This is a genomic window from Phaeovulum vinaykumarii (assembly GCF_900156695.1).
In the GTDB taxonomy this organism is placed as follows: domain Bacteria; phylum Pseudomonadota; class Alphaproteobacteria; order Rhodobacterales; family Rhodobacteraceae; genus Bieblia_A; species Bieblia_A vinaykumarii.
Genome location: NZ_FTOM01000001.1, coordinates 569,366 through 589,130, shown reverse-complemented (window position 1 = coordinate 589,130; position 19,765 = coordinate 569,366). Strand labels below are relative to the sequence as shown.

The following is a 19,765-nucleotide window of genomic DNA, read 5'->3' as shown; positions in this document are numbered from 1 at the left end:
GTTTTACTCCGCAGGCATGGTCACGCTGTCGGCACCCGACAGCCGGTTCTTGTGACGCGACATCCAGGCATCGGTTTCCGCCACATCCATGTAGGGGCCCTTGCGGATGTATTTGATCATCAGGCCCATCTCGATGATGAACAGCACCGTGTAGAAGGTGACGAAGCCCGCAAGCGTGATCGCCAGATCGGCCACCGACAGATGGCTGGCCGACATGGCGGTGGGCAGGATGCCGTCCACCGTCCAGGGCTGACGCCCGAATTCGGCGGTGAACCAGCCCATCTCGGCCGCGATCCAGGGGGCGGGAATGATCGCCACGGCCAGGCGCAGCGCCGGACGCGGGAATTGCATCCCCTTCCAGTTGGCGACCACGAAGAAATAGGCCAGCACGCCGACGAACATGAAGCCCAGGCCCACCATGATGCGGAACGACCAGAACAGCGGCCAGACCGTGGGGATGGTGTCCTCGGCGGCTTGCAGGATCTGCGCCTCGGTCGCGTCGCGCGGGTCATCGACATAGCGCTTGAGCAGGAAGGCAAAGCCCAGGTCGCGCGAGTGGTTCTCGAAGGACAGACGGCGGGTCTCGTCCACCTCGCCGCGGGCCTCGCGGATCGCCATCAGGTCGTCATAGGCGATCAGGCCCGAGCGGATGCGCGCCACCGATTGCTGTTCCAGCTCGCGGATGCCGGGGATTTCCTGCGTCAGCGAGCGCGTGCCCAGAAGGCCCATCGCAATGGGAATATGCACGGCAAAGTGGGTTTCACGCGCCTCCTGATCGGGGAAGCCGATCAACGTGAAATCGGCCGGGGCGTCTTGGGTTTCCCACATGCCCTCGATCGCGGCCAGCTTCATCTTCTGGCTATGCGTGGCCGAATAGCCGGATTCGTCGCCCAGGATCACCACCGACAGCGACGAGGCCAGGCCAAAGGCCGCGGCCACCGCGATCGAGCGGCGGGCAAGATCGGTGTGCCGGCCCTTGAGCAGATACCACGCCGAGACGCCCAGCACGAAGACCGAGGCCGTGACATAGCCCGCCGAGACGGTGTGCACGAATTTCGCCTGCGCCACCTCGTTGAACATCACCTCGAAGAACGACGTCATCTCCATGCGCATCGTCATCGGGTTGAATTCCGCACCCACAGGGTTCTGCATCCAGCCGTTGGCGATCAGGATCCAGAGCGCCGAGAAGTTCGAGCCGATGGCCACCAGCCAGGTCACCACCATGTGCTGCACGCGCGAGAGCTTGTCCCAGCCGAAGAACATCAGACCGACGAAGGTCGCCTCGAGGAAGAAGGCCATCAGCCCCTCGATCGCCAGCGGTGCACCGAAGATGTCGCCCACGTAATGGCTGTAATAGCTCCAGTTCATGCCGAACTGGAATTCCATGGTGATGCCGGTCGACACGCCCAGGACGAAGTTGATCCCGAACAGCGTTGCCCAGAACTTGGTCATCTGGCGCCAGATGGGGCGCCCGGTGAGGACATAGACCGTCTCCATGATCGCGACGATGATCGACAGACCAAGCGTCAGCGGCACGAAGAGGAAGTGGTACATCGCCGTCATCGCGAATTGCAGTCGCGACAACTCGACGAGGTCGAGTTCCATGGCGCGTCTCCCTTAATTGTGTATTGCGGATGCATGTTACAATTAGCCGCACGGCGGGCGCGTCACTTTGATTTGAATCAATCCAAGTTGATGCGACCCGCTGCCGCGCGACAAAATTCGCATAAAAGCGGGTCGTGCGGATTAAGCCAGATCAAGGACGCGGTCGGCCCAGTCCAGATCGGCCGCCTGATGCGAGGCAATGATCAGCCCCGCGCGCGGCAACATGCGCCGCAGACCGTCGCGCAGCCGCGCCGCCGAGACCGCGTCGAGCCCCTCGGTCGGTTCGTCGAGAATCAGCACGTCGGGGTTGCGCACGATGGCGCGGGCAATGGCAAAGCGGCGCGCCTCGCCGCCCGACAGGCCCGCGCCGCCCTCGCCCAGCTCGGCCTCCAGACCGCGGCCCTCGAGACGCTCCCACAGGCCCACGGCCTCAAGCGCGGCCTGCGCGCGCGCCACGTCGAGATCGGGTTGGCCCAGTGCCAGCGCCGCATGCAGCGTGCCCGCGATCAGGCCTGGCCGCTGCGCAACATAGCCCAGCCGGTCGCGGAAGGCGTCCTTGGGCCAGGCGTCATAGGTATGGCCCATCAGATGCAGCGTGCCGCCGGCGGGGCGGGTCAGCCGCGCCAATGCGGCCAGGACCGTGGTCTTGCCCGCGCCCGAGGGGCCGGACAGCGCCACCACCTCGCCGGGGTGCAGCGACAGGTCGAAGTCGCGCACCAGAACGCGCCCCGCGCGCGCCACGCCCAGCGCGCGGGCCTCCAGCAGCGGGGCGTCCGGGCGCGGTTCGGGGGCGGGGCCGGCGGGCGCCTCGGCTTCGGGGAGGGCGCCAACCACGCGGCGCGCGGCGATGCGCATGCGCCCCAGATCGGTCACCAACCGGCGCAGCGGGGTCAGCGCCTCGGCCAGCGCCAGCGTCACCAGCAGCGCCAGCGCCGCGCGCGGGGCATCGAGCGTGCCGGCATCGACGCGCAGCGCCGACAGGATCAGCGTGCCGGTCAACAGCAGCGTGCCGCCCCCCGACAGTGCCGCGCCCAGCGCGCGCCCGCGCCGTTCCAGCCGGTCGCGTGCGCTCTGACGGCGCGCGTCGGCGGCGATGGCGCGCAGCCGCCGGTCGCCCAGCGCTCCGGTCACGGCCAGATCGGCGCGCGCGCGCAACAGCCCGATGATGCGTTCCGAGGTGGCCTGACGGGCGGCCTCGGCGCGGCGGCTCTCGCCCAGCGAGGCGCGGATGCCCAGCGCCCCCGACACCAGCCCCAGCACCAGCCAGCCGCCCGAGATCCAGGCCGCCAGCCAGAGATCGGTCAGCCCCCAGAGCACGAAGAAGCTGCCCGCCAGCACCGCAAGCCCGGTCGCCACCGGCAGGATCAGCCGCAGCGGCACGCCGTCCAGCGCATCGACATCGGCCATCAGGCGGTTCAGCGCCTGGGCGCCGCGCAGACGCTCCAGCCGCTCGAAGGGGGCGCGCAGCAGGCCCTGGAACAGCTTGAGCCGCAGCGCCACCAGCGCCTTGAGCGTGGCATCATGGGTGACCAGACGTTCGCCATAGCGGCTGGCGGTGCGGCCCATCGCCAGCGCGCGCACCGCGGCCGAGGGCCGGAAGAAGTCGAAGGCGATGCCGATGCCGGCCATCCCCGCCGCCGAGGCCGCGGTGATGAACCACCCCGACAGGCCCAGGAGCGCGGCCCCCATCGCCAGCACCGACAGCCCCAGAAGCCCGCCCAGCGCCAGCCCGCGTGCCGCCCCCATTGCCCGGAAGACGCGCCAGATATCGCCCATCAGCCGATCTCCACCTGATGATTCATGCGCGCCGCAAGGCCCGCGTCATGCGTGGCCACGATCAAGGTGGCGCCGCGATTGGCCAGCGCCATCAGCCCTTCGGCCACGGCGCGCGCGGTCTCGGCGTCCAGATCGGCGGTGGGCTCGTCGGCCAGAACCACCTCGGGGGCGCAGGCATGGGCGCGCGCCACCAGCATGCGCCGCGCCTCGCCGCCCGACAGGCCCGCGCCGCGCTCACCCAGCCGCGTCAGAAGGCCCCGCGGCAGCCGCGCCACCACCTGATCGGCGGCGGCCGCGCGCAGTGCGGGCCCCAGATCCTGCGTGCCGCAGCCCAGCCGCAGGTTGGCGCCCAGCGTCTCGGGCAGGAAATGCGGGGTCTGCGGCACATGCGCCAGCCGCGCGCGCCAGCCGTCGGCGGTGGTATCGTCAAGCGGGCGGCCCGCCACCTCGATCACGCCGGCCACGGGACGCACAAGCCCCGCCAGCGCCGCGATCAGGCTGGACTTGCCCGCCCCCGACGCCCCGGTCAGCGCCAGGCTCTGGCCCGGTGCCAGCGCCACATCGGGCACATGCAGATGCCGGTCGCCCAGATCCAGCACCAGCCCGCGCCAGGCCACGCTGGCCGGACCGGGCAGGGGCGGGGCCTCCTGGCCGCTGCCCAGGATCGCGGGCGTCGCGCGCGCCTCCCATTCGGCATATTCCCCGGCCGCGGCCAGGGCGGCGGCGCGGTCGTGCCAGGCGGCGGCCATCTCGCGCAGCGGCATGAAGAATTCCGGCGCCAGCAGCAGCACGAAAATCGCGCCGAAGGGCGTGACCGGCCCGCCCCAGCCGCCGAAGGTGACGATGCCCAGGACGGCAAAGCCCGAATGGACCGCCACCATCGCCACGCCCAGCGCGGCAAAGAGTTCAAGCACCCCCGAGGACAGGAAGGCGATCCGCAGCACCTTCATCGTGCGGCTGCGCAGATCGTGGCTCTGGGCTTCCAGATCGGCGGCGACGGCCGGGCCGGCGTTCAGCGCGCGGATGTCGATCAGGGCCGACAGGCGTTCGGCCAGCATGTCCGACAGCGTGCCCATGCGCACCAGCTGGCGTTCCGAGGCCTCGCGCGCGGCCATGCCGATCAGCGCCATGAACAGCGGGATCAGCGGGCCCGCCACCGCCAGGATCAGCGTCGCCGCCCACGAGAAGGGCAGCGTGGCCGCCAGCATGACCAGCGGCACGATGCGCGTGCGCGCCATGGCCGGGCCGAAGCGGGTCAGCGTGGGTTCGATCAGGTCGAGCTTGTCCACCGCCAGCGCCGCGATCGCGGCCGATCCGTGGCGCGCGGGGCGGCGCAGGCTTTCGGTTTCGATCAGGCGGGCGCGTGCGGCCGACACCACCGATTGCGCGGCGGCAAAGGCCATTGCCTCGGACCGGGTCGTCAGTGCGGTGCGCAAAAGGCCGATGGCGGCAAAGCCCGCGGCCTCGGCCAGGATCAGCGTCAGATCGGCGGGCGGCGCCAGCATCAGCGTCAGCGCATGGGCCAGAAGCGCGGCCTGCGCGATCCAGCCCAATGCGGCCACGACCGACAGCATCTCGGCGCGCTTGAGGTGGCGCCGCTCGGGTGCGGACAGCGCCGCCAGCGCGGCCTTGCCGGGGTCGGGCGTGCGCCGTCCCCTGGCGCCGCAGCCTGCCGCCGCGCCGGCGGGATCGGTCTCGGGGGCGGGCCGGGGATCGGGCCCGGACAGGGCGCCGGACGGCGACAGCGCCTGGGGCCGGTGCAGGGCGGCGGCTTCGGCAGAGCTGGTGCCCGCCCCGATGTCGGGAACGACGGGACCGGAGACGGGAACGGGACCGGATACGGGCCCGGTGGTGCCAGGGTCGAGAGGCGGGGCCGCGTCAGAGGCAGGGTCGGGGGCGGAATCGCGCATGTCCCTGATATGACCCATGGGCCCGGCCTGCGCCAGAGGCCGGGCCCGTTCTTTGCGGGTCACGAAAAGGAGAGCGACCGGATCGGGGGCCGAAAGGGCCGCTCAACCCTTGCGGACGGTCTTGCGCCCGGTCAGCATGGGGCGGATCAGATCCTCGTTCTTCCACCGGCGGTAGAAGACGACGACCGCGACATGCAGCACGATCAGCCCGGCCAGGATATTGCCCAGCAGGTCATGCAGCCCCAGCGCCGCGCGCGAGGTCTCCATCGAGACATATTTCGCCAGCGGCCCCACGTTCAGGTAATCCTCGGGGTCGGCCAGCATCCCGCAGATGATCTGGACGGTCAGCACCGCCAGCAGGACGAAGACGAACGTCCCGCCCATCGGATTGTGCCCGCGCCAATAGCTGGGCTTGCGGCTGAACATGTGCAGCGCATAGCGCAGGAACGCCCCCGGCCCGTAGAGGAACGAGGAAAACCGCGCATGTTCGGGCCCGACAAAGCCCCAGACCAGCCGGAAGGCCAGAAGCCCCAGCGTGATATAGCCCAGAAGGAAATGCAGGTTCATTTCGGACGGGCCGAAATGCCCCAGCCCCCAGGCCCCCAGCACGCAGGCCGCCAGCGCCCAGTGGAAGATCCGCAGGAGCGGATCCCAGAGCTTCACGGTCTCGAGTTCGAGGGATGGATCGGCCGCGGCATCCGCCGCGGCCTTGGTGTCGGTGACACTCATCGCGCTCAGAAATCCTTGGCGCGATAGTCGTCGTGGCACGATTTGCAGGTGCCGCCCAGCTTGCCCACGGCCGGGGCCAGGGCCGCACGGCCGTCGCCGGCCACCGCGGCCAGCTCCATCAGCGCCTCATGATAGGCTTTGCCCTTGGCCGACACGCCGGCCATGTCTTCCCAGATCGCGGGCAGGGCGCGGGTCTTGCCGGGGATGTCGGCGTTCGAGGTGCCGGGGGCATAGAGACCCTTGGGCGAATAGCCGGTCAGCGCCACCAGGTTGGCGGCGTGCAGCTTGGCGGCCTCGGCGTTGTATTCGACGTCGCCCTTGGCCATGGCGGCCAGCGCGCCCATGTCGAGCCCCATGAGCTTGTAGTAGCCCTGACGGGCAGCGGCGATGTTTTCGGCCTCGTTGGCCTGGGCGGCCAGCGGCAGGGCAAGCGTGCAGGCGGCCAGCGCGGCCAGAATGGACTTCTTCATCAGTTGGCTCCTTGGTCAGGCTAAAGATGAGTGCCTTAGATAGGAATGCCTCCGGCCGATCTCAAAAGCCAACAACAAAAAGTTGTGCCGTTTCGCGCGAAGTGCGACGATTTGGCTCGATGTGGTGTGGGGCGCGGGGGGCGGCCGGTCCAGCCCCGCAGCCCCCTTCGGTGCCGCCAGTCACCGGGGGCCGGTAACCGGGTGTTTAACCTCCTGCGTTATCAAGGACAGCGGTCCTGCCCGCTGATCCGGGCGGGGGCGTCCGGTAGGGATCGGATTTGGGCCGAACAGGACGTGGGCCGCGTATCAAGGGTCGTGCATGCGGGCGTTCGGGGACGTTCGCGGCCGAGAGGGTGCCAGAGAATGAGATCAGTCGCGCAGAAGGGGAGACGGGCATGAAGACCTCAGACCCCCGAGATGACCGGGACGGGACACGTCAGGGCCTTGCCGTGCCGCCGCCGGGTGACGATCACGGTCCGGGCGTGGCGGGGGACGGTGCCGCAGAGAAGACGCTGGGCACAGAGACGCTGGGCGCTCTCGATATGGCCGGATTGCGCCAGGAGGCACGTCTGGCCCGGCGCGAGCGCGGGCTGCTCTTTGATCTGCTCGATGCCATGGCCGACGCGCCCAGCCCCGAAAGCGCGGTCGAGACGCTGATCGCGGCGGTGGCCCGCGCGCTCGAGGCCGACGCGGTGGTCTTCGCCTGCATGCGGCCGCGGGCGGAAGGCCTGATCGTGCAGGAAACGACCGATCCGCGGCTGCGCGGCATGGTCTGGCGCGAGGTGTCCTTCCTGGCCGCCGACCCCCAGCGGGTCGACGACCTGCGCGCGCGGCGCTGGCCGGCGCCGCCGCCGACGCCACTTGCGGGGTATCATGCGATGATCGCGGCGCCGGTGGGCACCGCCGGGGCGCGCCCCTTCGCGCTGATCTGCCTGTCGCGCAATGTGGCGCATTTCGACGCCGAAGACGCCCGGACCCTGCAAAGCGTGGCGCGTCTGGCCACCCAGGTTCTGGCCGCCCGTACGCTGGCACGGCGCAACACGGCGCTGGCGCGGCTGGTGCGCGGCAACCTGCCCCCGCCGGGGGATGATCTGCCGGATGTGCCGGGGCTGGACCAGCCCTTCGTCGCGCTCAACCGCGCCTATGACCGGCTGACCCGCGCCCAGGAAGTCGTGGTCGAGATCATCGACGAATTGCTGCGCGCCCCGCTCGATCAGGCCGATGCCGCCATCGACCGCGCGCTGGCGCGGCTGGGCCGCTATTGCGAGGCCGATCGCGCCTATGTCTTCCGCCAGCGTCCCGACGCGCCGCTGCTGGACAATTCGCATGAATGGGTGGCCGAAGGCATCGCGCCCATGATCGACGAATTGCAGGGCGTGCCGTCCGATCTGACGGCCAGCTGGATGGCTGCCTTCGCGCGCGAGGATCCCGTCCAGATCACCGACGTCTCGGCCATGCCCGATGACGCCCCCGAAAAGGAGATCCTGCAAATGCAGGGGATCCGGTCGCTTCTGGCGGTGCCGATGCGCGAGCAGGGGCGTTTCGCGGGCTTTGTCGGCTATGACATGGTGCGCCGGCATCACGTCTTCCTGCCCGGCGAGGTGCATCTTCTGAAATCGGTCGCCAACGTGATCGGCACGATCCTGTCGCGCGCCGCCGCCGAGGCCGAGATCGCGCGCGCGCAGGTGGCGCTGGTTGCCGAACGCCAGCGTCTTCGGGCCACGCTCGACGCGATGCCGGATCTGGTGCTGGAACTGGGCCCCGACGGGCGCTTTTCCAGCGTGCATGCGGGGCTGGGCCAGACGCTCGACGTGCCGGCCGAGCAATTGCTCTGCCGCCGTCCCGCCGAGGTCTTCGGCCCCGCCATGGCGCGTTTCGTGCGCGAGGTGGTGCGCGAGGTCGACGCCAACGGCTTTTCCACCGGCCGCCAGTGCCGGCTGACCATCGAGGGCAAGGCCCGCATCTTCTCGGTGTCGGCCGCGGCCCGGCGGGGCGAGGGCGTGGGGGGCGCGCCCGGCTATCTGCTGGTCGCCCGCGACATCACCGAGGATTACGCACGCCGCCAGGAGCTGGAGCGGCTGTCGCGGATCGCGCGCAACACCACCAACCTTGTCGTCGTGACCGATGCCGAGCGCCGCATCGAATGGGTGAACAACGCCTTCGTGGACCGCACCGGCTATTCGCTAGACGAGGTGCGGGGCCAGCGTCCCGGCAGTTTCCTGCAATGCCCGCAGACCGACCCCGCCACCATCGACAAGCTGCGCCGCGCGCTCGACGAAGGGCAGCCGGTGCAGGCCGAGATCCTGAACCGCGCGAAGGATGGCGTCGATTACTGGCTCGACGTCAAGATCGAGCCGCTGATCGACGAGGCCGGCACCTTGCAGGGGTTCATGGCGGTGCAGACCGATATCACGCCGCTCAAGGAACAGCAGGCCGCGCTGCAACTGGCCGCCGCCGATGCCGAGGCCGCGCGTGCCCGTCTCTTTGCCGCCGTCGAGGCGATGCCCGATGCCTTTGCCTGTTTCGACGCCGAGAACCGGCTGGTGCTGGCCAATTCCCGTTTCCACGAAAACCACCGCTCGGCGGCCGCGCTGATCGCCGAAGGATGTGCGCGTGCCGATATCCTGCGCGCGCTGATCGAAGCGGGCGAATATCCCGATGCGATCGGACGGGAGGGGGAATGGATGGCGCAGCGCGCCCTCGAGCAGGCCCGCCCCGAATGCGAGCGCGAGCAGCCCCTGGCCGACGGGCGCTGGCTGCGGATCATCGAGAAGGCCATCCCCGACGGGGGCCGTGTGATCCTCGAGGTCGATATCACCTCGATGAAACAGGCCGCCGAACGGGCGCTGGCCGATCGCGCCGCGGCGATGGACAGCACCCTTGACGGCATCGCGCTGACCGATGCCGAGGGCTGCTATCTCTACATGAACCGGGCCCATCTCGAGATGTTCGCCATCCCCTCCGAGGCCGAGATCCTGGGCAAGCCCTGGACGGTTCTCTACATGCCCGAACAGGCCGAACAGATACGCGCCAAGGTCTTCGACGTGCTGGCGCGGGACGGCGCCTGGCAGGGCGAGACCGTGGGGCGGCGCTTCGATGGCACCGAATTCCCGCAGGAGGTGTCGCTGACGCTGCGCGAGGATGGCGGCCTGATCTGCATCACCCGAGACATCACCGAACGCCTGCGCGAGGAGCGCGAGCAGCTGCGTCTGCGCGAGGAATTGCAGGTCGCCCAGCGCCGCGAGATCATCGGCCAGCTGGCCGCGGGGCTGGCGCATGACTTCAACAACCTGCTGGCGGCGATCTCGGGTTCGGCCTCTCTGATCCTGGAAACGCCCCCCGACGAGGCGCCGGATCTGGCGCGTCGCATCGTCTCGGCCACCGAACAGGCGGCGGTTCTGGTGCGCCGGCTGATGGATCTGGGCGCGCGGCGCTCGCGGCGCTCGCGCATCGACATGCGCGTGCCGCTGCGCGAGGCGGCCGAGCTGGTGCGCGCCGGCCAGCGTGGGCGCATCGCGCTGGATCTCGATCTGCCCGAGAGGCCGCTCGAAGCCGAGGCGGACCCGACCGACGTCTTGCAGGTGGTTTTGAACCTGGCGATCAACGCGCGCGACGCGATCGCCATGGCGCGCGATCTGCCCCGCCGCGAGATCCGTCTGGCGCTGGCCGAGGCCACGCCCGACCAGCTGTCCGGGCGCACGCTGGCGCGGGGCACGCTCGACCCCGCCCGCCGCTATCTGCGCTATGTCGTCACCGACACCGGTCCCGGTATGGAAGAGGCGGCCCTGGCCCGCATCTTCCAGCCCTATTATTCGACCAAGGGGGCGGCCGGCACCGGGCTGGGGCTGGCCATCGTGTCGAGCGTGGTTGCCGACAATGGCGGCGCCGTCGCCCTGAGCAGCACGCCGGGCACCGGCACCACCTTCGAGGTGTTCTGGCCGGTCCATGCCGAGGATGGCGGCGTGGCGCAGAGCGGGCCGCGCGGGGGCGCGGGCGCGTCAGGCCAAGCGCCGGCCGTGACGCTTTCTGATCCGGCGCCTTCCGGTCCTGGCTCTTCCGAAACGGGGCCCGCCGGCCCGGCGCCGTCTGACCCGGCGTCCCCTGATCCGGCCTCCGCAGGCCCGGCGCCTCTGGTCACGGGGCGCGCGGATCCGCCCGCGGCGCGGCCCGCGCCCGATCCGGCGCCCGCGGCGGCGCCGGGGGCGGATGCCGAACCGCGCATGGGCGGTATCCGGGCCCTGCCCGGGCTCTGCTGTTCGCTGCGCGGGCGGCTGATCCTGGTGGTCGAGGACAGCGAACCCGTGCTGCGGGTGCTGACCGCGTTTCTCGAACAGGCCGGGGCCGAGGTCGCCCCCTGCGCCGACCCGCGCGACGCGCTGGCCGCGATCGAGGACGACCCCGAGGGGTGGGATCTGCTCATCACCGATTTCGACATGCCGCATCTCAACGGCGGCGAGCTGGCCACGCGCGCGCATGAATATGCGCCGCGCCTGCCGGTGCTGCTGGTCACTGCCCTGCCGGATTGGCGCGGGCGCACCGGGGCGGCGGCACGCCAGTTCATCGGCGTTCTGGGCAAGCCGCTGACGCGCCAGAGCCTGATCGAATCGACGCTTGCCGCGCTGGGCTGCGAGCCGGGGACCGAGATCGGCGGCTAGGAGGGGCAGGATGCGCATTCTGATTGCCGACGATCATGACCTGCTGCGCGACACGCTGATGCTGTTCTTCGCGCAGGAAAACGGGATCAACGCCGTGGCGGTGGCCGATTTCCCCTCGGCCATGGATGTGCTGGTCAGCGACCCGGTCTTCGCGCTGGTGCTGCTCGATTATTCGATGCCGGGGATGAACGGCCTCGAGGGGCTGCGCCGGGTGCTCGATCTGCGCGGCCCGCGCGTGGCGCTGATGTCGGGCACGGCGGCGCGGCCCGTGGCCGAGGCGGCGCTGGGCATGGGGGCGGCGGGGTTTCTGGCCAAATCGCTGCCCGCGCGCCAATTGGTCAGCGCAGTGCGGCTGATGGCGGCGGGGGGGCGCTTCATTCCCGATGATCTGGCCGCGACCGACGCCCGCGTGATCGATCCTGCCGAAACGCTCAGCGCGCGCGAAGTGCAGGTTCTCCAGGAGGTCGCCCGAGGCGCCTCGGATGCCGAGATTGCCGCGATCATGGGGCTGCGCGAACCGACGGTGCGGGTGCATCTGCGCACGCTCCTGCGCAAGACCGGCGCTGCGGATCGCGCCGGGCTTCCGGCCGCAGCGCGGGCCGCCGGCATGATCTGAACGCGGCCCCGGTCCGGGGCGGTGCGCCTGCCGTCTGGCCCCGGCAGCGCCGGGGGCGGGGGCTCGATGCCCCCGGCGCCGGCTCCGCCCGCCCCGACATGGCCCGCCCCGACACGGCCCGCCCCGACATGGCCGTCCCGCGCAACGCAAAGGGGCGCGCCCGTTCCGGTGCGCGCCCCTCGCGTCGTTCCTGCCCGAGGCCCGGGCGCGCTCAGAGGCTGGCGTCCAGCGCTGCCAGGATCGCGTCGCCCATGCCCGAGGTCGAGACCGGCGTGCCGCCTTCGGGGCCCATCAGATCGGCGGTGCGCACGCCATCGGCCAGCACCTTCTCGATCGCCTTTTCCAGCCGCATCGCCTCGTCGCCCTGATCGAAGCTGTAGCGCAGCGCCATGGCAAAGCTCAGGATGCAGGCGATCGGGTTGGCCTTGCCCTGGCCCGCGATATCGGGCGCCGAGCCATGCACGGGCTCATACATCGCCTTCGGACGGCCGTTCTCCATTGGCGCGCCCAGGCTGGCCGAGGGCAGCATCCCGAGGCTGCCGGTCAGCATCGCCGCGCAATCCGACAGGATGTCGCCGAACAGGTTGTCGGTCACGATCACGTCGAACTGCTTGGGCCAGCGCACCAGCTGCATGGCGCCGTTGTCGGCATACATGTGGCTCAGCTCGACTTCGGGGTATTCGTTGTCATGCACCCATTGCACTTCCTCGCGCCACAGGATGCCCGATTCCATCACATTGGCCTTCTCCATCGAGCAGACCTTGTTGTTCCGGCGTTTCGCCAGCTCGAAGGCCGAGCGCGCGACGCGGCGGATTTCCTCGGTGGTGTAATGCTGCGTGTTGATCCCCACGCGGCTGCCGTCCGCCTGCGTGGTGATCCCGCGCGGCTGGCCGAAATAGACGCCCGAGGTCAGCTCGCGCACGATCATGATATCGAGCCCGGCCACCACGTCCTTCTTCAGCGACGAGAAATCGGCCAGCGCGTCGAAGCATTGCGCCGGGCGCAGGTTGGCATAGAGATCCATCTCCTTGCGCAGGCGCAAAAGCCCGCGCTCGGGCTTCACCGAAAAGTCGAGCACGTCGTATTTCGGCCCGCCCACGGCGCCCAGCAGCACCGCGTCCACCTCTTGCGCCCTGGCCATCGTGGCATCGGCCAGCGGCACGCCATGCACGTCATAGGCCGCGCCGCCCACCAGATCCTCGCTCACGTCGAACTTCAGCCCGCGCCGGGCACCGAACCAGTCGATGACGCGCTGCACCTCGGCCATGACCTCGGGGCCGATGCCGTCGCCGGGCAGGATCAGAAGGGTGGGGTTCGACATGGTTTCCTCCGCGCCAGAATGGGACGCAAGCGGCCTAGACCTTCGCCCGGCGCGGGTCAAGCGCGCGCAAGGCCCCAAGGGCCCCGAGCGCCTGCCGGCGCAGAACCCCGAAGCCCTGTCCACAAGGGGACGGGGGCGGCGGGGCGGGGGCCCTCAGGCGGCCTCGAAGCGGATGCCGTGGCGCAGGAATTGCGTGGCCTTGGCCGAGACCGAGGACGGGTCGCCCGTGGTCAGGAAGCGCGACACCTGGCCGGGGCCGCGCATCTCGGGGCGGCGGTCGAGGTAATCGGCCAGGCTCGCCGCCACCAGCCGCGGCTGCGAGAAGACCTTGACCTGCGGGCCCAGCGCCTCCTGGAAGGCGGCTTCCATCAGGGGATAATGGGTGCAGCCCAGGATCGCGGCCTCGGGGTGGGGCATGCGCCGCTTGAGCGCCTCGACGTGGCTTTTCACCAGCGCTTCGGCCAGGATCTCGTCGCCCTGCTCGATGGCATCGACGACCCCGCCGCAGGGCTGGGCCTCGACATCGACGCCGATGGCGCGGAAGGCCAGTTCACGCTGGAAGGCGCGGCTGGAGACGGTGGCGGGCGTGGCAAACAGCGCGACATGTTTCACCGCCACCTCGCGCGGGGGGGAATTGTCGCCCCATTGCCGTTCGGTCAGCGCCTCGATCAGCGGCACGAAGACGCCCAGCACGCGCTTGTCCTTGGGGATCCAGCGTTCCTGCATGCGCTTGAGCGCGGCGGCCGAGGCCGTGTTGCACGCCAGGATCACCAGATCGCAGCCCTCGGCCCACAGCCGTTCGACCCCGGCGCAGGTCAGCCGGTAGATGTCGTCGGCATCGCGCACGCCATAGGGGGCATGGGCGTTGTCACCCAGATAGACGAAGGGCACGTCGGGCAGGCGCTCGGCCAGCGCCTCATAGACCGTCAACCCGCCAAGACCGCTGTCGAAGACGCCCACTGCCATGTTCGTGCCCTTTATGCCCGTTGTTGTTCGCGGCCCCTGTAGCGTGTCTCGAATTCAAATCCGTAGGCATGGGTTCTCAGGGGTCTTGGAGACAATTCATACGTCGCGTTGCGCAGGAAATCCATCATCTTGCGCGTGTCGCGGGCGTATTCGGACAGCACCTCGGGCGCGATCGGCGCGCCCACGACAAGGCGCACGGGGCGGTTGATGCGCGCGCGGAATTCGCGCAGCAGAAGGCCCATGCGCAGCGTCGGATGGACATGCGAGGCGACCTGGAACAGGCGCGAATTGGCGCCTTCGAACCAGATCGGCACCACCGCCGCCCCCGAACGCGCGATCATCCGTGCCGAAAAGCCGCGCCAGACCGGGTCCATCGGTGCCCCGAAGGGCCGCGCCGCGGTCGAGACGGTGCCGCCGGGAAAGATGCCGACCGCTCCGCCTGCCTTCAGATGCGCGGTCGCGGCGGCGCGGGTGGTCAGGTTGATCTCCCGGGCGGCGGGGGTGGTGTCGAAGCTGACCGGCAGGATCACGCGGGCCAGATCGGGCGCGCGCGAGAACACCTGATGGGCCAGGATGCGAAACCCATCAGGGCCGCGGCGCTGGGACAGGATATGGCCCATCATCAGCCCGTCCAGCACGCCGAAGGGATGGTTGGCGATCACCACCACCGGGCCGGTGGCGGGGATGTTCGACAGCGATCCGCCGATCACCTGGGGCGCGATGCCATAGCGCGTGGCGATCACCTTCCAGAAATCCGCCCCCGCGGCGACCTCGGCGTCGTAACCCTGCGCGCGCCGGATCAGCCCCAGCCGGCCGGTGGCGTTCTCCATCAGGCGGATGACATTGCGCCCGGCCGGTGTGCGGGCGGAAAAGGCATAGGTGACGTCGCGCGCGACCTGCGGGATCATGGCCAACTCCGGTGAACGTTCCGAATTCCCTGACCTTGCGCGGGCCGCGCGTCAACTCTTCATTCGGCGGCCATCGGTCTGGGTGGCGCAGTGAGGGCGGAAAGCAACTCTGCCCGGCGCAGCGCGGCCGTTTCCATGGCCTTGTCCTTGACCGGACCGAAGCCGCGGATGGTCAGCGGCAGCTCGCACAATTCGCGCACCAGCTCGAGGTTTTCGGGCGTGACCTTGGGCAGCACCGCGGCCATGTCGGCCTCGTAGCGCGCGATCAGGGCGCGTTCGGCGCGGCGGTCGGGGTTCAGCGCGAAGATGTCCCGCGGCCCGCCGCGCAGATGCTTCATCCGCGCCAGACGTTCGAGGATCGGCATCACCCAGGGGCCGAAGGCGCGCTTGCGCGGGCGGCCATCGGGGCCCGTGCCGGCCAGGAAGGGCGGGGCCAGGTGGAAGGTGATCTCGAAATCGCCCTCGAATTCCTCTGCGGCCTTGGCGGCGGTTTGCAGATGCAGCCGGGCGACCTCGTATTCGTCCTTGATCGCCAGCACCTTGTGATAGCCCTTCGCCACCGCGACGCGCAGTTCCTCGGGCGCGCGGGCGACCATCTCGCGGAACCGCTGCGCAAGGGCTTCGTCCTGGTATTCGGCCAGATGCGCGGCGCGCGCCGCGATCGGGTCGGGGGTGGCGGGCGCGACCGCGGGGGCGATCAGCCCCGCCGCGCCGGCGGGGTCGTGGGCGGCATAGCGGCCCAGCTCGAAGGCGGCCAGATTGGCCTTGACCGCCGCCCCGTTGAGCGTGATCGCGCGGTGGATCGCGGCCCAGCTCAGCGGCACCAGCCCCTTTTGCCAGGCCGCGCCCAGCACCACCATGTTCGAGAAGATCGAATCGCCCAGCACCCGCCGCGCCAGCTCCGAGGCATCGAACAGCGCGAGCCGGTCACCCAGCCGCGCCTGAAGCGCCAGCCGCAGCTGTTCGGCAGGCAGGCGGAAGTCACGGTTGCGGGTGAATTCGCCGGTGACGATCTCGTGGGAATTGACCACGGCGCCGGTGCGCCCCGTGGCCATCAGCCCCAGCGTCTTGGCGCCCGCCGTCACCACCAGATCGCCGCCGATGACGCAATCGGCCTCGCCCACGGCGACGCGGATCGCGGATATCCCCTCGGGGCGCGCGGCCAGCCGCAGGTGGATATGGACCGCGCCCCCCTTCTGCGCCAGGCCCGCCATCTCCATCATGCCCGCACCCTTGCCGTCGATATGGGCGGCCTGCGCCAGCACCGCGCCCACGGTCACGACGCCGGTGCCGCCGACGCCGGTGATGACGATGTTATGCGTGCCCTCCGTCAGGGCGGGCAGGTCCGGTTCGGGCATCGCCGGCAGCGTGATCGCGGCGGGGGCGGCCTTCTTCACGCGCGCGCCCTCCAGCGTCACGAAGGACGGGCAGAACCCCTGAAGGCACGAGAAGTCCTTGTTGCAGCTGGATTGATCGACCGCCCGCTTGGTGCCGAATTCGGTTTCGACCGGCACCAGCGAGACGCAATTCGACTGCACCCCGCAATCGCCGCAGCCCTCGCAGATGTCGGTGTTGATGAAGACGCGGCGGTCGGGGTCGGGGAAGGCGCCGCGCTTGCGCCGGCGGCGTTTCTCGGCGGCGCAGGTCTGCACGTAGAGGATGGCCGACACGCCCCTTTCGCGCGCCAGGCGTTCCTGCACCTGCATCAGCCGGTCGCGCGTCGCGGTCTCGATGCCGCGCGGGAAGGTGGCCAGATCGACGCCTTCCTTGGGGTCATGGACCAGGACCACGGGCTTGACGCCCATCGCCAGCAGTTCGGCCGCGATCTGCGGCGCCGACAGCCCGCCGTCGTTGGGTTGCCCGCCGGTCATGGCCACGGCGTCGTTATAGAGGATCTTGTAGGTGATGTTGGTCCCTGCCGCGAGCGCGAAGCGGATCGCCTGCACACCGGAATGGTTATAGGTGCCGTCGCCCAGGTTCTGGAAGACATGCGGCCGGGTCGAGAAGGGGGCCTCGCCGACCCAGTTCGCGCCCTCGCCGCCCATCTGGGTGAAGCCCTGCGTGTCGCGGTCCATCCACTGCACCATGTAGTGACAGCCGATCCCGGCATAGGCGCGGCTGCCTTCGGGGACGCGGGTCGAGGTGTTGTGCGGGCAGCCCGAGCAGAACCACGGCACGCGCGCGGCGATCTCGGGGGCGTTGTCGGCGCGCCGGGCCTCGGTCAGCCGGGCCAGGCGGGCTTCCAGCTCCTCGGAGCCGCGGCCCTCCTCGATCAGCACCTGTCCGATCTTCTCGGCGATCATCACCGGGTCGAGCGCCATGCGCGTGGGGAACAATTCCGCGCCGGTGCCGGAATGTTTCCAGCCATGGACGCGCCGGCCGCGGCGGTTGTCGAAGATGGCCTCCTTGACCTGCACCTCGATCAGCTTGCGCTTTTCCTCGACCACGACGATCAGTTCCAGCCCCTCGGCCCATTCGGTGAAGGACGCGACATCCATCGGGAAGGTCTGGCCGATCTTCCAGGTGGTGATGCCCAGCGCCTCGAGCCGCGCGTCATCGAGCCCCAGCAGCGCGAAGGCATGCACCAGGTCGAGCCAGTTCTTTCCGGCCGCCACGAAGCCGATGCGCGCACCGGGCTTGCCGTGCACGCGTCGGTCGATGCGGTTGGCGCGGGCAAAGGCCTCGGCGGCGAAACGCTTGTGGTCGATCATCCGCGCTTCCTGCGCGACCGGCGTGTCGCCCAGCCGGATGTTCAGCCCGCCGGGCGGCATCGGGAAATCGGGGGTGACAAAGCGCATCCGCATCGGGTCGCCATCGACGACGGCGGTGGCCTCGACCGTGTCCTTCATGGTCTTGAGGCCGACCCAGACCCCGGCAAAGCGGCTCAGCGCATAGCCGTAATGTCCGTAATCCAGGATCTCCTGCACGCCGGCGGGGGACAGCACGGGGATATAGGCATCCACCATCGCCCAGTCGGATTGATGCAGCACGGTCGAGGATTCGCCGGTGTGGTCGTCGCCCATCGCCATCAGCACGCCGCCGCGCGGTGACGTTCCGGCCATGTTGGCGTGGCGCATCACGTCGCCCGAGCGGTCCACCCCCGGCCCCTTGCCGTACCACAGGCCGAAGACCCCGTCGAAGCGCCCCTCGCCGCGCAATTCGGCCTGTTGCGTGCCCCAGAGCGCGGTTGCCGCCAGATCCTCGTTCAGGCCGGGCTGGAAACGGATCTGCGCCGCGCTCAATTCGCGCTCGGCCCGCATCATTTGCAGATCCACCGCCCCCAGCGGGCTGCCGCGATAGCCGCAGACGTAACCGGCCGTGTTCCAGCCCGCCGCCCGGTCACGCGCCGCCTGCGCCAGCATCAGCCGGACCAGCGCCTGCGTGCCGTTCAACAGCACCGGGCTTTTCGTCAGATCGAACCGATCCGACAACGAAACCTCCTGTCTGCTCATCTGGCACCTCCTCTTGCTGAAAGAGCATACGGACAAGTTTAGGTCAAAAATGCTGACCAATAAAGAAGATTTTTTGTTGTAACCTACTTGTTTACTGCGCAAGGGCTATGAAAATGTGGCATAGCAACCTTGCAGTATCGAACGAAAGCGGCGCGATGGACTGGGACAAGCTGAGAATCTTTCACGCCGTTGCCGACGCCGGCAGCCTGACCCATGCGGGCGATGTCCTGCACCTGTCGCAATCGGCCGTCAGCCGACAGATCCGGGCGCTGGAAGACAGCCTGGGCACCACGCTGTTCCACCGCCATGCCCGCGGGCTGATCCTGACCGAACAGGGCGAATTGCTGTTCGAGGCCACCTCGACCATGGCCAAGAAGCTCGACACCGCCGCTGCGCGCATCCGCGACAGCGAGGAGGAGGTCTTCGGCGAACTCAAGGTGACCACCACCACCGGCTTTGGCACCTTGTGGCTGGCGCCGCGGCTGGTCAAGCTCTATGAACGCTATCCCGAGCTCAAGATCGACCTCATGCTCGAGGAGCGCGTCCTTGACCTGCCCATGCGCGAGGCCGATGTCGCCATCCGCATGAAGGAGCCCAGCCAGGCCGATCTGATCCGCAAGCGGCTGCTGAACATCCGCATGTGCCTCTATGCCTCCCCGCGCTATCTGGCACGCGCGGGCAGCCCCCAGCGCGTCGAGGACATGGCGGGCCATCGGCTGATCTGCCAGAACCCGGTCACGCCGCAGGTCACCGCGGGCGCCGAGCTGGCCCAGCGCATCCTGGCCCAGGAAATCCATTCCACGCTGACCGTGAACAATTACTTCGGCGTGCTCCAGGGCGTTTTGAACGATATCGGCGTGGGCATCCTGCCCGATTACCTGACCGCCGATTTCCCCGATCTGGTGCGCGTCCTGCCCTCGGTCGAATCGGGCGAGGTGCCGGTGTTCCTGGCCTATCCCGAGGAATTGCGCCAGTCGCGCCGCGTGACCGCCTTCCGCGATTTCGTCCAGGAAGAGATCATGGCCTATCGCCGGCTTCAGGCCGGGGCGCCGGCCGGCGGGGATATGGTCTGACAATCCAGGGTTGATCTGCGGCATTACCGCAACGCATGTCGGCCATGTTGCATATGCAGCATTTTTCCCTTGAGCCATGCGCGTTGTGCACATATCTCGGGCGGTGAGGGTGTTGCGCGAGCGATCTCGCGGCATCTTCTACCTCCCTGTTGGACTACGGCCGAGCTTTGTCTCGGCCTTTTTTTTGTCCGCATCAGATTGTTGCGGTTTGTCCGCACGTGTCCGGGTTGAACCTTTCGGGCCCCTTTCCGGGGGCTGACGGGGAACAACGGTGCCGGGATCGG

Annotated in this window: 12 protein-coding genes; 3 read left to right on the top strand and 9 right to left on the bottom strand. The window is 69.3% G+C overall.

Features of this window, described 5'->3' with window-relative positions; translation table 11 throughout:
• Window positions 1-3: 3 nt before the first annotated feature.
• The 5 genes from BW949_RS02745 to BW949_RS02725 form a co-directional block, all read right to left on the bottom strand.
• On the bottom strand, window positions 4-1,605 hold the full coding sequence (locus BW949_RS02745) for a cytochrome ubiquinol oxidase subunit I (protein ID WP_076363357.1): 1,602 nt from the start codon (window positions 1,603-1,605) through the stop codon (window positions 4-6).
• 141 nt (window positions 1,606-1,746) lie between these two features.
• Complete coding sequence (locus tag BW949_RS02740; protein ID WP_076363356.1) at window positions 1,747-3,381, bottom strand: amino acid ABC transporter ATP-binding/permease protein; 1,635 nt, start codon at window positions 3,379-3,381, stop codon at window positions 1,747-1,749.
• Window positions 3,381-5,291 (bottom strand): thiol reductant ABC exporter subunit CydD, encoded by a 1,911-nt coding sequence (cydD, locus tag BW949_RS02735; RefSeq protein ID WP_200805127.1) that lies wholly within the window; start codon window positions 5,289-5,291, stop codon window positions 3,381-3,383. Before cydD ends, BW949_RS02740 begins: the two co-directional genes overlap by 1 nt.
• Window positions 5,292-5,393: 102 nt before the next feature.
• Window positions 5,394-6,020 (bottom strand): cytochrome b/b6 domain-containing protein, encoded by a 627-nt coding sequence (locus BW949_RS02730; protein WP_076363355.1) that lies wholly within the window; start codon window positions 6,018-6,020, stop codon window positions 5,394-5,396.
• 5 nt (window positions 6,021-6,025) lie between these two features.
• Complete coding sequence (locus BW949_RS02725) at window positions 6,026-6,490, bottom strand: c-type cytochrome (protein ID WP_076363354.1); 465 nt, start codon at window positions 6,488-6,490, stop codon at window positions 6,026-6,028.
• Window positions 6,491-6,885: 395 nt separating this feature from the next.
• On the opposite strand from BW949_RS02725, the gene BW949_RS02720 reads away from it, so the two are divergent.
• A complete protein-coding gene (locus BW949_RS02720; RefSeq protein WP_235816183.1) occupies window positions 6,886-11,145 on the top strand; it encodes a PAS domain S-box protein in 4,260 nt (1,419 codons plus the stop codon).
• Window positions 11,146-11,155: 10 nt separating this feature from the next.
• On the top strand, window positions 11,156-11,761 hold the full coding sequence (locus BW949_RS02715) for a response regulator transcription factor (RefSeq protein ID WP_076363353.1): 606 nt from the start codon (window positions 11,156-11,158) through the stop codon (window positions 11,759-11,761).
• A gap of 211 nt (window positions 11,762-11,972) precedes the next feature.
• On the opposite strand, the gene leuB is transcribed toward BW949_RS02715, so the two are convergent.
• The 4 genes from leuB to BW949_RS02695 form a co-directional block, all read right to left on the bottom strand.
• Window positions 11,973-13,082, bottom strand: coding sequence for a 3-isopropylmalate dehydrogenase (gene leuB, locus BW949_RS02710; protein WP_076363352.1), 1,110 nt, complete (start codon window positions 13,080-13,082; stop codon window positions 11,973-11,975).
• Window positions 13,083-13,235: 153 nt separating this feature from the next.
• Window positions 13,236-14,048 carry a glutamate racemase gene (locus tag BW949_RS02705; protein WP_076363351.1) on the bottom strand — a complete coding sequence of 271 codons (813 nt, stop codon included), beginning with the start codon at window positions 14,046-14,048 and terminating at the stop codon, window positions 13,236-13,238.
• Between the two features lie 11 nt (window positions 14,049-14,059).
• A complete protein-coding gene (locus tag BW949_RS02700) occupies window positions 14,060-14,956 on the bottom strand; it encodes a lysophospholipid acyltransferase family protein (protein WP_076363350.1) in 897 nt (298 codons plus the stop codon).
• A gap of 59 nt (window positions 14,957-15,015) precedes the next feature.
• The gene (locus BW949_RS02695; protein ID WP_076363349.1) at window positions 15,016-18,408 is read right to left on the bottom strand and encodes an indolepyruvate ferredoxin oxidoreductase family protein; all 3,393 of its coding nucleotides are present in this window, start codon (window positions 18,406-18,408) and stop codon (window positions 15,016-15,018) included.
• A gap of 155 nt (window positions 18,409-18,563) precedes the next feature.
• On the opposite strand from BW949_RS02695, the gene BW949_RS02690 reads away from it, so the two are divergent.
• Window positions 18,564-19,481, top strand: a complete 918-nt coding sequence (locus BW949_RS02690) for a LysR family transcriptional regulator (protein WP_076363348.1) — start codon at window positions 18,564-18,566, stop codon at window positions 19,479-19,481.
• Window positions 19,482-19,765 lie beyond the last annotated feature (284 nt).